Annotated in this window: 15 protein-coding genes; 10 read left to right on the top strand and 5 right to left on the bottom strand. The window is 41.1% G+C overall.

The window, feature by feature from the left end; translation table 11 throughout:
* Positions 1-56: 56 nt before the first annotated feature.
* The 6 genes from mmuM to metA all read left to right on the top strand — a co-directional run bounded on the left by mmuM (position 57) and on the right by metA (position 4,506).
* Entirely contained in the window at positions 57-986 is a 930-nt protein-coding gene (mmuM, locus tag GFB48_RS07335) for a homocysteine S-methyltransferase (protein ID WP_163933319.1), read from the top strand.
* Between the two features lie 46 nt (positions 987-1,032).
* On the top strand, positions 1,033-1,608 hold the full coding sequence (locus tag GFB48_RS07330; RefSeq protein WP_163933316.1) for a hypothetical protein: 576 nt from the start codon (positions 1,033-1,035) through the stop codon (positions 1,606-1,608).
* Between the two features lie 111 nt (positions 1,609-1,719).
* The gene (kdgT, locus tag GFB48_RS07325; RefSeq protein WP_163933313.1) at positions 1,720-2,718 is read left to right on the top strand and encodes a 2-keto-3-deoxygluconate transporter; all 999 of its coding nucleotides are present in this window, start codon (positions 1,720-1,722) and stop codon (positions 2,716-2,718) included.
* 111 nt (positions 2,719-2,829) lie between these two features.
* The gene (locus tag GFB48_RS07320) at positions 2,830-3,156 is read left to right on the top strand and encodes a zinc ribbon domain-containing protein (RefSeq protein WP_163933310.1); all 327 of its coding nucleotides are present in this window, start codon (positions 2,830-2,832) and stop codon (positions 3,154-3,156) included.
* The gene (locus GFB48_RS07315) at positions 3,156-3,428 is read left to right on the top strand and encodes a DUF1315 family protein (RefSeq protein ID WP_163933307.1); all 273 of its coding nucleotides are present in this window, start codon (positions 3,156-3,158) and stop codon (positions 3,426-3,428) included. The genes GFB48_RS07320 and GFB48_RS07315 overlap by 1 nt, the downstream gene beginning before the upstream one ends.
* Before the next feature lie 136 nt (positions 3,429-3,564).
* Positions 3,565-4,506, top strand: coding sequence for a homoserine O-succinyltransferase (metA, locus tag GFB48_RS07310; protein WP_163933305.1), 942 nt, complete (start codon positions 3,565-3,567; stop codon positions 4,504-4,506).
* Positions 4,507-4,570: 64 nt separating this feature from the next.
* Here metA and GFB48_RS07305 read toward each other — a convergent pair whose 3' ends face one another.
* The 4 genes from GFB48_RS07305 to GFB48_RS07290 all read right to left on the bottom strand — a co-directional run bounded on the left by GFB48_RS07305 (position 4,571) and on the right by GFB48_RS07290 (position 10,665).
* Positions 4,571-7,750, bottom strand: a complete 3,180-nt coding sequence (locus tag GFB48_RS07305) for an efflux RND transporter permease subunit (protein ID WP_163933302.1) — start codon at positions 7,748-7,750, stop codon at positions 4,571-4,573.
* Positions 7,751-7,752: 2 nt separating this feature from the next.
* Positions 7,753-8,943, bottom strand: a complete 1,191-nt coding sequence (locus GFB48_RS07300; RefSeq protein WP_163933299.1) for an efflux RND transporter periplasmic adaptor subunit — start codon at positions 8,941-8,943, stop codon at positions 7,753-7,755.
* A gap of 109 nt (positions 8,944-9,052) precedes the next feature.
* Complete coding sequence (gene trxC, locus GFB48_RS07295; RefSeq protein ID WP_163933296.1) at positions 9,053-9,481, bottom strand: thioredoxin TrxC; 429 nt, start codon at positions 9,479-9,481, stop codon at positions 9,053-9,055.
* A 68-nt stretch (positions 9,482-9,549) separates the two neighbouring features.
* A complete protein-coding gene (locus GFB48_RS07290; protein ID WP_163933293.1) occupies positions 9,550-10,665 on the bottom strand; it encodes an MFS transporter in 1,116 nt (371 codons plus the stop codon).
* A 406-nt stretch (positions 10,666-11,071) separates the two neighbouring features.
* Here GFB48_RS07290 and GFB48_RS07285 point away from each other — a divergent pair, with 406 nt between their 5' ends.
* The 4 genes from GFB48_RS07285 (at position 11,072) to GFB48_RS07270 (ending at position 15,194) form a co-directional block, all read left to right on the top strand.
* Entirely contained in the window at positions 11,072-12,442 is a 1,371-nt protein-coding gene (locus GFB48_RS07285) for a hypothetical protein (protein WP_163933290.1), read from the top strand.
* A 96-nt stretch (positions 12,443-12,538) separates the two neighbouring features.
* A complete protein-coding gene (locus tag GFB48_RS07280; RefSeq protein ID WP_163933287.1) occupies positions 12,539-13,738 on the top strand; it encodes a L,D-transpeptidase family protein in 1,200 nt (399 codons plus the stop codon).
* A 143-nt stretch (positions 13,739-13,881) separates the two neighbouring features.
* Complete coding sequence (rplY, locus tag GFB48_RS07275) at positions 13,882-14,169, top strand: 50S ribosomal protein L25 (protein ID WP_163933284.1); 288 nt, start codon at positions 13,882-13,884, stop codon at positions 14,167-14,169.
* Positions 14,170-14,285: 116 nt separating this feature from the next.
* Positions 14,286-15,194, top strand: a complete 909-nt coding sequence (locus GFB48_RS07270; protein ID WP_163933281.1) for a helix-turn-helix transcriptional regulator — start codon at positions 14,286-14,288, stop codon at positions 15,192-15,194.
* On the opposite strand, the gene GFB48_RS07265 is transcribed toward GFB48_RS07270, so the two are convergent.
* Positions 15,191-16,366 carry an SO2930 family diheme c-type cytochrome gene (locus GFB48_RS07265; protein WP_163933277.1) on the bottom strand — a complete coding sequence of 392 codons (1,176 nt, stop codon included), beginning with the start codon at positions 16,364-16,366 and terminating at the stop codon, positions 15,191-15,193. The genes GFB48_RS07270 and GFB48_RS07265 overlap by 4 nt on opposite strands.
* Between the last annotated feature and the right edge of the window lie 40 nt (positions 16,367-16,406).

Genomic DNA, 16,406 nt, shown 5'->3' with positions numbered 1-16,406 from the left:
CACGCTGTGTTAATTTAAGGCTACCTTTAGGGTAGCCTTTTTTGTTTGGAGAAATCGTGTCTATATCTGCTTTCAAGCACAATTTGTTAAATCTTGAATTGCCATTAGTTTTAGATGGCGGCTTGGCCAGCCAACTCGAAGCAATGGGGCATGATCTTAATCATCCCCTATGGTCAGCAAAATTATTATTAGAGCAACCTGAAGCAATAATTGCAGCGCACATAGCATTTTTAGAGGCGGGAGCAGATTGCATCATAACCAGTTCGTATCAGGCCAGTGTGCAAGGTTTTGCTGAGCTAGGGTTGCGACCACAGCAAATCGAACAGGCCATGGCCCTTGCTAGCACGTTAGCAGTTGAAGCAAGAACACGCTTTATGCTCAACCATTGTGACCGGCTGCAACCTTTAATTGCGGCCAGTGTTGGTCCTTATGGTGCGGTATTGGCTAATGGGGCGGAGTATCATGGCAATTACGGCATCAATGATGCAGATTTAGAACGATTTCATTTTCAAAGACTGCTGCAGCTCAATCTGGCAAGTGTCGATGTTATTCTTTTTGAAACCATCCCTAGTCTGCAGGAAATTAAGGTGATTACTGAACTCGCGCCAGGACTTGAAAAACCCATTTGGCTCAGCTTATCTTGTCAAAATGGCTATCGCTTAAATGATGGCAATGCAGTGACTGATGCCATTAAATTAATTAATGGCATAGAAAATATCCATGCCATCGGAATTAATTGCACAGCGCCTAAATATATTACAGAACTGATTGAAACCCTAAAAGCCAATACTGATTTACCTATTTTGGTGTATCCAAACTCAGGAGAGTCTTATGATGCTGGTGAAAAGTGTTGGCATGGTGATAGTGACGTTGCTAGCTTTGTCGATAATGCCAAAGGCTGGTCTCGCCAGGGAGTGAAAATTATCGGCGGATGTTGTCGTGTTACCCCAAGGCATATTAATGCTTTAGCAGAGTTATTTCATTAAATTATACTATCCTTATATCAATGTTTGATTGATATAAGGTGCATGCTTGATTAAAAGTGCTTTATTGATAGGTTCGGCAATACTTTACAGCATTTTGCTTTATCTGGGGCTCGTAGCCTCTAGTTCTTCTTGTCAATTAACACCACCTAGTGGCTTTGCTTCTACCACGATTACTGCGTTTGCGTTTGGTAATCGCTATGACGAACTAGGGCAATATCAGGCAGGTCCTGTAAATCAAACCTTGGCCGAAACGATCAGCTCATCTTCATACTTTTTTGATAGTCAGATCCTAGCGCAATGGGAAGTGGCAAGTTTTTTAAGTGATTATGGCCATCCACAAGTTGTCGCCATTGAGCCTGTTAATAACAACTACCTCAGTACTAAAGGGGTATCACAGCAGTTGAAATCACATCTTAAGCAGAACCAAGTCTGGTTTGTTTCCCATCAAGCTCATGCTTGTCGAGTGCAAATGACCTTAAGCCAACAAGGAATAGAGGGTTATCCTTTGCCAAATTTACCTAGGGACTTTGATTCTGAGTCAGGTCAAATTTGGACCCGTCATCCTATGCTTTACAGAGTAGTCGATGCCATTATGAGGCTGCAGTTATATATGGCGCAATAAATATTCCATATATTGAACATCTGACCTGAAAAATGAATTTTTACTTACACTTCAAGATTAATTTTCTTAAGTTACATTAGAGATAATAACAACTAACTCAAGTGATGGACTATGAAAATTAAAGCATTTCTAGAGCGTGTCCCTGGTGGCATGATGCTCATTCCTCTTTTTATTGGTGCGGTGATCAATACTTTTGCCCCAGATGCAGCGGGATATTTTGGTGGTTTCACTAATGGGATCATGAAAGGTATCGTACCTATCTTAGCGGTGTGGTTTTTCTGCATTGGTGCTTCGATTAATTTAAGCTCTACAGGTGTAGTACTTAAAAAATCAGGGGTATTAGTTATCACTAAACTCGCCACTGCATGGCTTGTCGCTGTTCTGGCGACTTATTGGATGCCTGGTGGCAGCATTGAAGCTGGCTTTTTTGCCGGTCTTTCGGTATTGGCGTTGGTGTCGGCGATGGATATGACCAATGGTGGTTTATACGCATCATTGATGACGCAATATGGTACTAAAGAAGAGTCAGGGGCATTTGTACTTATGTCACTTGAATCAGGTCCGCTTATGACCATGCTTATCTTAGGCGCAGCGGGGGTGGCGACCTTTGAAATTCATCACTTAATTGGTGCGATCTTGCCTTTCCTAGCGGGCTTTATTCTAGGTAACCTAGACCATGATTTACGTGCGTTTTTCTCTAAGGCTACAGGTGTGATGATTCCATTTGTTGGCTTTGCCCTTGGTAACTTTATTGATCTGACTGTACTTGCGGATACCGGTGTATTGGGCGTACTACTTGGATTATCTGTTATCGTGATTACTGGTATCCCACTCATATACGCTGATAAATGGATTGGAGGTGGTAATGGCACTGCCGGCCTTGCCGCTTCTTCTACCGCAGGTGCAGCTATTGGCAACCCAGTTGCGATTGCAGCACTGGTGCCTGAGTTCGAACCAATTGCTAAACAAGCGACAGCATTGGTCGCGACCGCCGTTATTGTGACATCTCTAGTTGTGCCAGTGATCACCGCTTTGTATTCAAAAAAATATGGTACTATGGCTCAAGGTGGCGCTAATAGTGTAAAAAAGTCTGAAGCGCAAACCGCGTAAGGGTACCCTAACTACGTTAAAGCCGCCAATTTGGGCGGCTTTTTTGATCGCATTCATGGTTAAATGTCAGTAAAATCACTGCATAATAATAATCAAGGTTTGAGAATCATAATGGCTTTAGTAAATTGCCCAGTTTGTAATAAACGTAACTCTGATAAAGCTCAAGAATGTCGCTATTGTGGTGTTAGCTTTAGTGGTGATAGTGCCTCGTTAGAGCGTTGGCGTCGCATTGAAAGGATTAAAAAGCAAGCCAGTTTAACAACCCATGGATTTGCTGCTGTCACCTTAGTCGTTGCGGCTATGACATTGTATTTTTGGGGCGGAGATAAACCGAGCTCTGGAGAACAGATCAGTGCGTTTACCATGGGGATTGTTGGGGCGCTATGGTATGTGATCAGCCGAATTAGATTATTCCTGCATAAACGTGAGAACAAATAATGACCGATGTAAACAAGATTATTGACTCCATGGATGAGAAGCTCTTCTTAAAGTTGAGGACAGCCATAGAATTAGGCAAGTGGGAGAATGGTCAAGCACTTACAGAAGACCAAAAAGAATCCACTATGCAGCTGGTGATCCTATATCAAGCCAAAAAGATGAAAAATACTGACCATCTCAGTGTAGGTAACGATGGTGACTTAATACACAAGAGCAAAGCCCAGCTTAAGCGAGAAATGCAGGGTGACACTATTGAAATTAAAAACCAGTAGTTAATGTTTGTACATAAAAGCCAATCTTGTCGATTGGCTTTTATTTTAACTTTAGAAGTGTAGACATCTAGACGTCAAGGTGTATGATGCCTATTATAGTTAATAGAACAAATAGATATAATCATTAGAGGTAACTATGCCGGTTCGTATTCCTGACCACCTCCCAGCAGCTAAGACATTAAATCAAGAAAATATCTTTGTCATGTCCGAAACTAGGGCTGCCAATCAGGAAATCCGTCCTATGAAGGTGCTGATCTTAAATCTTATGCCTAATAAGATTGAGACAGAAACACAACTTTTGCGCATGCTCAGTAATTCGCCACTGCAGGTCGATGTTGAATTACTAAGGATCCATGATAAACAGTCAAAACATACTCCTTGTGATCATATGAATGCTTTTTACCGTGACTTTAAAGACATCAGGGAGCGTAATTATGATGGTTTAATCGTCACTGGAGCACCATTGGGGCAAATTGATTTCACAGAGGTGAGCTACTGGGACAAAATTCAAGACATCTTTAATTGGTCACAACAGCATTGCACTTCTGTGCTGTATTTATGTTGGGCTGCCCATGCCGCGTTTTATCACTTTTATGGTCTAAATCGAGAGGTCAGGGAGCAAAAGCGCTCTGGAGTATACTTACATCAAAAATCCGATAGTAATGCGCCATTACTCAGGGGCTTTGATGATGAATTTTATGCGCCGCATTCTCGCTTTGCCGAGATGAATCTAGAGGAGCTTGAGCTGCACCCTGAGCTTGAGGTATTAGCCAGTTCAGAACAGGTGGGTGCTTATCTAGTACTCAGTAAAGATAATCGAAATCTATTTGTGATGGGGCACCCTGAGTATGATAAGGATACTTTAGCTCAGGAATACCATAGGGATGTTCAGGCTGGTATCAATCCAGATATTCCGGTGAATTACTTCAGAAATAATGATCCAAGTCAGTCGCCAGTAGGCCGTTGGCGTAGCCATGGTTCTTTGTTATTAGCCAATTGGTTAAATTATTACGTTTACCAACTTACCCCATACGATTTGTCAGATATGTCAGCGATTACGCCTTGGGAAGTGTCCTAATTTATCAGGCCCATTAAAAATGCCCAGTATTAAATACTGGGCATTTTTATTTTGTTACTAGTGCTTAAGCAGAATGCTGATGATCAGAGACAACTATATTTTTTGCCATTTTAAAATAGCGATAGCTGCTTTGCTTCAATTCCTCAACCATTACGTACAAGCAAGGAGTAAGTAACAAAGTCACCACAGTTGCGAATAGCACCCCGAAGGATAACGAGATAGCCATCGGTTTTAGCATTTGTGCTTGCATCGAGGTTTCCGCCATAATAGGCATTAACCCGATGAATGTCGTTAAAGAAGTCAGCAAAATTGCTCTAAAACGCTTACAGCCAGCTTCTACCACAGCATGTTTTACCGCTACGCCCCTTGCTCGAGCCTGGTTTATATAATCCACCATTACCAGTGAATCATTCACAACTACGCCAGCAGCAGCGATAATACCAAACATGGATAAATCACTAAGATCGTATTGGAACACCATATGGCCTATGATAGAGCCAATAATTCCAAATGGGATCACCAGCATAATGATCAAAGGTTGTAAGTAAGATTTCAGCGGGATAGCCAGCAATGTGAAGATAACCAGTAACGCAATAACGAAAAAGGTGTTTTGCTCAGCTTGGGCATCTAATTGCTCTTGAATACTGCCAGATAGCTCAGAGCTTACCTTAGGGTAGCTGAGCAGCAGTTCAGGGATAAAGTTATTTTTTATGTCTGCAGCGATGGCAAAAGGCTGTGCTTGCTCATTATCTACACTCGCCCAAATATTGATAGTTCGGTTACCATTTTCTCGGCGGATACTACTAATGCCATCAATCAATTCAATATTCGCCAGTTCAGATAATGGAATTTCCGCGCCTTGACTGGTTCTGATCAATACTTTACTGACATCTGCTACGGAATTACGCTGCTCTTCAGGATAGCGTAGCATTACTTTAATTTCTTCGCCGTTGCGGATAAGACGCTGTGCCTCTAGTCCATAAAAGCTGTTACCTACTTGCGAAGCGATATCCGCTAAGGTTAACCCTAACGCATCAGCCAGTGGTTTAAGGGTAAATTGCACTTCCTTAGCACTAGACTGTCGAGAATCGTTAACGTCACTCACTCCTTTTAAGCTGTTAAGCTTGGCTTTGAGTTCAGACGCGGCGGCTAATAGCTGGGTTTCGTCTTTACTTTTTAGGCGGAAGCTAATGTCACCATCATCACGGCCACCACCAAACAGGCTGTCTTTAATGGTGAATGATTTTAGTCCAGGAATATCTGGAATCTCATCACGCCATAAATCAGAGAGTTCAAATGGAGTAACAGGACGTAAATCAGGATCAACCAACTTAGTCATGACTTCTGCTTGAGTGCGACCATTTAAGCGCACTTGAACATCAGCCATCATCGGCTGCCCAAATTGTTGTTGCAGACGAGCATCAACACGATACATAGCCGCTTCAATGGTCTTCACGGCCTCAAGAGTCGCTTGTTCTGACGCGTCGACATTCATTTCAATATTGATCCGAGGAAAGTCGTGAGGAATTTTTGGGGTACCCACATTTTTAACAAAGCCACCCATAAACATTCCAGATGCGATAATTAACAATCCCAAAAAGCTCATAATGATAGTGTATCGATACTTAATACCCTTAACCATAAATGGCTGATATTTATTATCAATAAAGTTTGTTAAGCCATTTTGAACACTCATTTGCACGGTATTAATAACCTTGCGCAACCGGTCCATTAGCGATGTTGGGTTTTCCTTAATTGGAGTAGGGGCGGCCATATGAGCTAAGTGGGCTGGCAGGATCAGTTTTGATTCAATCAATGAGAATAATAAACACAATACCACCACAAAGCCGATCGCCTGACCAAAGGCTGCAGAAGGTCCCGATTGCAAGATTAAAGGCAGAAATGCAGCTATTGTGGTAAGCACCCCAAAAGTAGCAGGAACCGCAACTTTTTTGACACCTTTAATGACATTATCGATATTCTGGCCATGGCGCTCAGTTTCTTGATGTGAACTTTCTCCCATGACAATGGCATCATCGACAACGATACCAAGCACAAGGATAAACCCAAATAAACTGATCACGTTAATAGTGACATCAATCATCCCCACCGGCATGAGTAATAACGTCCCCAAAAAACAAACCGGTAAGCCCATCATTACCCAAAATGCCAGTCTAATTCTAAGAAATATTGCTAACATTAAAAACACCAGTAGCGCACCGGTTTTCATGCTATCTAACATTAAATCTAAGCGATCTTCTAGGTAGTAGGTCATGTCAACCCAAGGCTCAAAAGAAACGCCTTTAGGAAGCTGTTTTTGCTTCTCTTTTACAAATGCCTTTATGATATCTGCGATATCTGTGATGGATTGATCAGGGGCAGCGCCAACGAAAAAGTTTACCGAATTTTGACCATTAAATTTTGAGTACTGAATGCCTTCGGCAAAGTCGTCTTTGACTGTGGCAACGTCCCCCAGTAATAGCTTGCTGCCGTTTTCGAAGGTCAGAAGTGGTAACCGTCTAAACTCGTCCCCGATATAGGCTTGGTTTTCCACTCGTAAGTTAATATAACCATTTTCGGCGCGGATTTGCCCAGCTGACATATTCCGAGAGTAACCCCGAACGGCTCGGGAAACATCATTAAAACTCAGGTTATACTGGCGCAATTTATCCTTAGATACTTCAATAGCAATTTCGTAGTTTAAGCCGCCGTAAAAGTTAGAGATCGTAACTTTTGGTAATTGCTGAATTTCGTCGTGAATGGTTTGACCTAAGTCTTTTAACTCTTTGTAGCTTAAATCACCATAAAGACTTAAATAAAACACTTCTTGGCGCATTTTTTCACGTTTGACCTTTGGTCTTTCCATATCTTCAGGAAAAGAATTAATACCATCGATTTCGGCTTTTATTTCCTCAAGAACCACTTGTGGGTCATAGCTGTCTTCAACTCTTATCCAACCCGTTGACTGATTACGATTAGAGTAAGTGATCACCCTTTGTAAACCTTGGATACTTTCTAAGGCTTCTTCAACTTTCATGGTGATCCCTTCTTCAACCTCTTGTGGGGCCGCTCCAGGATATTGAGCAGAAAATTGGATCCAGTTAATTTCTACTTGGGGGAAGAACTGTTTGCGAATGCCGTTGGCACTGACCAATCCGCCGATAATGATAATAAGCATGAGCAAATTAGCCGCAACCGAGTTACGTGCAAACCAGGCAATAAGTCCTTTGTTGGTATCAGGCATGATTATTGTCCTTTAACTTCGGCGACATTAATGGTGCTATCTTCACTGGCCAGCTTATCCTCAGCGTTCATCGGGGATTCAGATAATTTCATACCAGCAATTGGGTAATCGAGTGCTGAAGTGATCAATTTAGTCCCTTGCTCTAAACCAGCAGTGATCACCGCATTTCTGCCTTCTTCTCTGAGCACTTCAACTTGCTGCCACTGCAATGTGTTGTCTGCTGCTAAAATTGCCACTTTATTGTTATTGACTAAATAACTTGGCACCTCGGTAGTTTGTTTTATGTTTTGGCCTTCAATTTCTGCGGTAACATAGCTGCCAAAACGTAATGGAGGTAAAGTATTGTTGAGGGAATATGGGTCTTTAACTTGAGCCACTAGATAGGTCATTTTAGATTGCTTATCAACCACGCCTTCACTGCGTTGGATTTGAGCTGACCAGGTTTGTACTTCGCCAGCAAATTCAGCTTTAAGCTTTACCTTGGCGTTATGGCCCATACTGCTTAGGAATTGTAAATCCTTGTCACTCACAGGCAGTCTGACTTCTGCAAGCTGCGAGCTTAATACATTACCAAGCTGACTTCCCTTGGAAGCATAAGCACCTAGGCCAATGCGTCGATGTTCTACTAGAGCGTCAAATGGGGCTCGAATGATGGTTCTCTCTAGATCCCTTTGACTTCGTTGCAGGCGAGCTTTGGCTGAGTCTAATTTTGCTTGCATCTGTGCCAATTGTGGCTTACGTAAACTTAACGCCGTTGGCGTACCCGTTTTAATGCGTTTCCATTCTTCTTCTGCAACTTTTGCTTGAGCTTGTTCTTGCACAAGATTGGCTTTGGCTTGGGCAACATTGGCTCTGGCTTCTAATACATCGGCTTGATAATCACTTGGGTCGATTTTAATTAGGATATCGCCTTCATTAACAAAGCCACCGTCGACAAATTTTTCAGATACATAGACCACCTCACCAGTGACTTGAGCGATAAGTTCGGTATTAAATTGAGGTTGGACAATCCCATAAGAGTTAACCAGTAATTGTTTAGGTGCGATCTCAACTTCTAAGGTGCTTACTATGGGGATGCTTTCTTTAAGCTTTTTAACCTCTAATGGCTTTTTTTGTGATACCAGTATTGCTGCAATGGCAACTGCTACAGCAATTGCTACAATAGGAAAAATAATTTGTTTTTTGCTGGCCATGAAACACTCCTGTCGTTTGGCACTATTATAATCGACCTTACTACGACAGAAGTTTAACTAATGGATTGTTATATGTATATTTTATAAATGTAAAATAATTTAACACTCTTTAGCAAACATTATGCTGTTTAAGCCACTGCTCAAATTGCGGCGCATTAAAAGCGCCACTTTGACGGGCAACTTCTTTGCCATCTTTGATAATTAACAGTGTTGGAATAGAGCGAATTTGAAATTGCGCAGCAAGCGCTTGTTCGGTTTCACTGTTTACCTTTAAAAAATGAGCATGGGACTTCTTATTGTCAGCAACCTGGTTGAATACAGGAGCAAACATTTTACAAGGGCCGCACCAGCTTGCCCAAAAATCTACGACGATAGGAAACTCAGACTTTTCCACAAACCGTTGAAATTGTGCACTGCTGACATTTAATCCAGTGCCAGCAAGTAAGGGCTGTTTACAACCACCACAATTGGGTTGTTGACTAAGACGTTGTTGTGGAACTCGATTAATTGCAAGGCAATGGCTGCAAACAATATTCATAAAATTTACCCCTTATAGATTTCATTACTATATGGGGTAAATACTGAAAAAATTCAAGAGTGGCTATTTTAATTATCGGTTTTGAGGAACATTATCGTCGCTACTAAGGTACTTACGGCACAACTTAGTAATAGCGTGACTGAGCTAATACTAATGAGGTTACCGGCAATTCCCGGACCGATAATAGCGCCAATGGCAATGGCTGGGGCCATTAATGAAACGTACTTATTATTTGGATCATGTTTAGCAACCAGACTTAGTTCGTAAGCAATGGTGTAGTTCCACAAGAAGGATAAACCGAAAGTAATGCCAATAAACAGTTCAAAATTCAGTTCTAGGCTATAGCTGTATATGATAGCTAGTAGCAGTAAGTTACCAAAGATCAATGGTATCTTATGACCAAATTTACTGGCTTTAATGGCTGCAATTAAGCCACCTACTAGACCACCAAGCAAACTGATACCAATAGATTGGCCAAATACCTCTGGTGAGGGGGCGAGTTCGCCGCCCATGGTTTCAATAAATGCCCATAAACCAGATAACCCGGCAAATTTGATGATGATGGCAATGACACCGACTTTAAAAGCGATATTGATATCAGATAATTTAAAAGAGGAAGCGGCTTCGTGGTTTTGTAATTTTTGCTTAGGCAGTAAAAATATCGAAAATGCACAAATGATACAGGCAACAAATAATAAATAGATTAAGCTGACGAATCCTGTAACCAGCAAAGGCAAACTAAACAGCAATATAGCACTTAAAATCTGTTCAGCGGTAACCTTGATGCCAAACCAGCGATCTGGATCATCAGCGAAACTGATAATACTGATGGCTAACGAAAACAGTGAACCAGAGGCAATCCCTAGCAAGATTAAATTGAGCAGTAACAGCGCCGGCTCACTAATATAACTGAGTAAAAGTAGAGCCATTAAAACGAAACTAAAGCTGATTAGCGCTTGTTGTTTCAAAGCTAGTAGTTGTTCAATTTTATTTTGGCATAAGCCAGCAACTAAAAAACCTAAGAAGTAGGCCGAAGCAGTATAACCTTGTAACTCTAAAGAGAGCTTAAAATGTTCCCCAAGCATTGCTAAAATGGTAGGCATCATCAAGAAAAATAAACTGCCTACGGCGGACATAATTGCAGCAGTAATAAGATTTTTATTACTGGATTGATAAGTATTCATAAAGGTAACCACTTATTATTTTTTTATTATGAAAATGAAATTTTTGACAATTTACAATTGATCCTAAAGGGTGATTCTTGTTGGATTTAGGTTGCAAGCTGACAGTAACTTTTTAACATTGATACCAATTGGTAACAAGTCGTGTATATAAAGTTTTCCTAGATTAAGATTCTGTTTAATTGGTAAGTTATTGATTTAAATCACATTTGCTTCCTCTGCACATTATGCGTTAGTTTGCATACTACCCTTATTGGGTATTTAGTCCTAAGGGGTAAATTGAGATAAAGATCCCACTTTATAAGAGCAAAGCAATGAAGCAGCGATAAAAAAAGACCCAAATTGAATATATTTTGGTCTAACAGACATGGTGTCGCTGCATGGAAGTTGTAAGAAGGCAAAATATATAATGATTAAAACTAATCCCTACCTTAGTTCAAGAAATGGCCAATTATTTATTGAAGAATGTAACGTTTCTGAGTTAGCTAAGGAGTTTGGCACTCCAGTGTTTCTAGTTTCAGAGGCCCTTCTTAGAGAAAACTTTAGAAAGATAAAAACAAGCTTTGAGAAATTCTGGCCAGAGGGTGAGGTAGCGATTATGACAGCATTAAAGTCTAATCCTAACTTAGCGATACGCCGTATCTTAAATTCTGAAGGCGCTGGCTGTGATATTTATGGTCCAGGTGAGCTTTATTGTGCCATGCAAGCAGGAACACCAGCGGAACTGGTTTCGGTAAATGGCTCAATTAAAGATGAATCAATTATTGAAAAAGCCATTGATTTTGGTGCTCGAATTGTTATTGATGCAATCGATGAGCTGGCTATTATCAAGAAGGTTTGTGCTCGCCTAAATAAACAAGCTCGCATCATGCTTCGACTGAAACCTTATATGCCGAGTATTAGTGAAGAGCCTTCTGATTTTTATCCAAGTTTAACCATTACCGATCTGACCCAACGTATTAAATATGGTCTGCCAAATTCTGATATAGCCCCAATTTTAGACATTCTTAAAGATAGCCCAGAGATGAACTTAATAGGTGTTCATATTCATATGGGACGTCACACCAAAAAGCTCGATGTTTGGAAAACATTAGTGGGCCAATATGTAGAAATGATTCATATGATCTCTACCGAACTTAACGGCTGGTTGCCTAAGCATGTTGATTTCGGAGGTGGTATTGCTTCTGAGCGTGATAACGAAATTTTAGTCGATGTGACTGACTATGAGACGCCAAGTTTTGAAGGTTATGCACAAGCCATTACTAGTCAGTTCCGTGATTCCATGAATCATTATGGTTTGGAAACCAAAGGTATTACCATTGAAGTCGAGCCAGGTCGCGCTCTACATAATGAAACGGGTATTCATATCACCACGGTGCGTAATATTAAGCGTGAAACCATGTACCAACCTAATATTTGGGTTGAATTGGATACTGCTGAAACATTCTTGAATTTGCACGGTGGCAGTGATCAACAACGCTTCCCGTTAGTCGTAGCTAACAAACTTGAGCAGCCTACAACCATGAAAGCTGATGTTGTGGGGCAAACTTGTAATGCTGAAATGTTGTTCTTAGATCAGCAATTACCTGAAATGGAAAAGGGCGATGTGATGGCACTGCTGAGTACCGGCTCTTACATTGAACCAATGACCACCAACTTTAATGCCTTACCACGTCCTGGAATGGTGTTAGTTCATGGTGATCAAGCCCACTGGATCAAGAAGCACGAATCTATTGAACAGGTATTTTCCCGCGATGTGATCCCTGAGCATCTTAAATAAAAATAATAAGCCACCTTTTAGGTGGCTTTTTTTTTTATCTTAAGAGTAAAATGGTCGTTTAGGATATTATATCTAGTTTTAGTTGGAAGGGATGCCGTGAAGTTGTTAAGGCTGTTAGGGGCAGTAATTTGTATTCTGCAAATGCCGTTGTTTGCTCAGCAACAATTAACAGATGAAGAGATAAGCGAGTTATATACTGATTATTTTGTTGATAAAGCGCTTATGGCTAAGGGCTCGAACCATTTATTAGTACCAGGCTTTTCTGAGGAAGCCGTTAACATTGACGTTTTTACTCATCACTTGGCCAGACTCGATGGTTTGAGGCATCATTCTTGGTCTAAAATCTCGCTCAACAAATCATTAGTGTTAGGGGATAAGCATGCCATTATTGGGGTGATTAAGCGACGCTTACAAATTTTGGGCGACCTTGACAAGAACGATGGCACACTGATTTATGATGCGAATTTAATGATTGCCCTAAAGCGGTTTCAGAAGCGTCATAATATTTTGCCTTCGGGTAAATTAACGTTGGCCACTTTGGATTGGATAAATGTCTCACCAACACAACGAGCTTGGTCATTGGCCCATAGCTTCAAAAGGTTACAATATCTATCATCACATCAAGATGAAGATTATATCTTGGTAAACATCCCGGAATATAAGTTGCGTATGGTGCAAGCGGGAAAAGTCGTCTTCACTACGAACATTGTTGCGGGTTCTAAAGTTCATCAAACTCCAGTCATGCGTGAAACGTTGAAATCGATTATTGTCAATCCTTTCTGGAATGTGCCTAAATCGATGGAACCTAGTTTGGTTGAAAAGGTAAGAGTAAAGCCTGAATCGATGCTTAAGCAGGGATTTGAGTTTTTTAATTTGCAAGGACAGATATTTTCTTACCAAGATATTGATCTCGAAAATGTTGCCCATAATATCTTCTTGCGTCAGCGCCCAGGTGAGTTCAACTCCCTTGGTAAAGTTAAGTTTTATATGGCTAATCAAGATGATATCTACTTGCATGATACACCTTTTAAACATGATTTTAAAAAATCAGAAAGGGCCATTTCCCACGGCTGTATTCGGGTTGAAAAGGCGCTTTTATTAGCTGAAAAAATTGTGTCAGATTACGCCATCAGTCAGCAACGTTGGCAAATCTTAACCAAAGATAAACCCACCAAGGAAGAGAGTTGGCATAAACTGCAACAACCGCTGCCTGTTTATATCGATTATTTTACCACTTGGGCTGAAGGCGGAAGCTTGTCTTATCGTCCGGATATCTATGACAAGTTTGCTTTATAGGTTATGCAAAGTTACCGGCATTTGTGGTAATTAACCGTCAGCTTAACTTGAAACAATAAACTCCTCTGTGTTAGACTTCGTCGCCCTCGCAGCTTTGGTCGCAAAAGTTGCGAGTTTTTATTTATTTAAAGAGAGAATTTATTATGTCTATCGTTTTAGAAGCTACTAAACGTGAAGTTATCGGGAAGGGTGCGAGCCGCCGCCTACGTCACGCTGAACAACTACCTGCTGTTATCTACGGTAAAGGTAAAGAGCCTGTAAGCATTACTTTAGCACACGATGCTGCTTACCACGCGCAAGAGAAGCAAGAGTTCTTCACTGAAACTCTAACTATCAAGCTAGATGGTCAAGATATCACTGTTAAAGTACAAGACGTTCAACGTCACTCTTTCAAGCCTAAGCTAGTTCACTTAGACTTCGTTTACGCTTAATTGTTAAGTGTGAACTAAAAACCGCCTACGGGCGGTTTTTTTGTTGCTATTGATAAGCATCATTGCTTACAAACAGATCCTATGCTTTTTTTATAAAAAAATAATAAAAGCATACGATGAATCAATACTTCTCCCAGACATTAATCGGTGACCAACTTCTGAGTTGCCAGTTACTCAAGCCATTGCTTGAGAGCTTGGCTCAACATTTAAATGGAGAGTCTTGGTATCGGTTTAGTGACAAGTTCACAAATCAAGTTTCCTTCATCGAGTATTGCCGCTTTATTCCAGCTTATTTGGTTGAGCCGGTGTTCTTGCAACTTATGCATTATGATCATCTATCGTGGCAGCTTCACCACTATTATCTTCCCCGAAAGCCCATTGCTAGAGATGATATTCAGGCTTTACTGCAGAGCTTAAATGATGAATATCGACTGAGTTTTGGTTTAGTTGATATTTATGTAATGACTGGCGAAGACCACGTAACGGTACAGTTTATTGAGGATAATAGTCGGCGTCATCTTGCTTTGTGGCTGTTGCAATTTCACCAACGTCACTTGGGTAACTTCTTAAAGCAACGAGGAGTGCAGCAACCATTAACGGTCAATATTCATACTTTATCCTTAACGATGCCTCTGTGCAAAATACAAAGTTTGGCCAACCAACACAGTGATTTAGAATATTTTTCTCCACATTTACAACAGCATAGTTTGTGCGAGAAAATCTATAGTTTGATGGCTGAAAATCTACCCATGGCCTTAGGGGTTGAACAACTGGCGCAGAAGCTCAATATGAGTGTGCGAACGTTAAAGCGGCGGTTGGCTCAATGCGATACCAGCTATCGACAAATCTGGGATCAAATCAGATCATCACAAGCAAAAAAGTTGTTGTTAACAACTGAGCTATCGATGATACAAATCGCTGAGCAGCTAGGGCTGAGTGATCCTAGTAATTTACATCACTGTTTTAAAAGGTGGCATCAGCAAAGGATCAGTGACTTTTTAAACAGCTGCAACAAGATAACTTAATAGCAATTCCCTAAACTTGGATCTAATGAATTAATCCATTGTTTGATCAATTGTACCCCCTCTGTATCTTCGACTTGCCTTCCTAATGCAGGCATTTTGTCTTTTGCATCTGTTAATTGCATGCGATAGGGAATTATCGATCTGTCCGCGTTTGCAGGTACGATATCAAAATCCAAGCCTAAGGGGCCCCCATCCCAACCTGGCGGTTGCTTACAAATACCATATTGATGACTGTGGGGATCGGTTGCAAATGTTAGCCTCAAACCAGAGACACTTCCGCTGCCGTTGGCTTGGTGACAATGGCCACAGTTAATGTCGAGATAGCCCCTAGCTTGTAATTCAAGGTTAACGTTGTTGCCTAACATGGCCATGGGTTCAATGGTAATGGTTTTATCGTAGGGGCGTAAGTATCCCTGCTGTTGCCAGTAGTGAAGTTGATTCAAATTATTACTTGTCGTTGCCGCACGATTTAATAGCCTTGGCTTGGGGCCGATAGGGTGGCTAGCGAGTTGCCCATCTCTGAATTGTTGATGACAGGTGATGCAATCAATTTCTGATGGGATCTGGTAATCGAATCTGAGAAGCTGATCTTGATGGTTTAATTCAATCGCAATCCTAGCACCAACTTGCAATCTTTGCGCTTGTTGACCTTGCCACTGATAGGTTAACCCATGCCAACCATCTTCCCTCAAAATTAACAACCGCGTTTCAAGTAAGCGCTCATTGCTAAAGCCAGTAAGCTGACTATCAGTTGGCATAGCAAAAGTCTTGCTGAGCACAGTGCCAATAGGAAAGGACATGGTTGGCCAAGCTAATGTCATTTGCTCACCTTGAGGCAAGAAAATAAAGCGATATTTACTCGCATAGTCTGAGAAAAGTGCACTGTTTAATTCATAGGCGATGCCATTATTGGCTGCACTGGTAGGGTTTTGTGGGTCACTAAAAAGACCATAACTTGATAAGTATTGGCAATTTTGAGTCGCTAGAGTTTGCCACTGGATCTGTTGAGCATTGATTTGACACTGTGGATTATTGTCTTGCAAGTTATCTTCAGTGACAGGGATGTCAGTGATGCTTTGTTCTGCTTGGACATTAGTATTTTCTAAAGGTCCTGTGGTTGAATCACAGGCGCTCAATATGGCCAGAATGAGCCAACTAAGTAAGACTCTCATTGGTACTCCAAAAAAGGCCGCAAAATGCGGCCTTAAACGT

The sequence above is a fragment of the Paraferrimonas sp. SM1919 genome, assembly GCF_010993985.1.
In the GTDB taxonomy this organism is placed as follows: Bacteria; Pseudomonadota; Gammaproteobacteria; order Enterobacterales; family Shewanellaceae; genus SM1919.
Note: the sequence above shows the minus strand (reverse complement) of the source record. Positions and strands in the feature narration are given on the sequence as shown.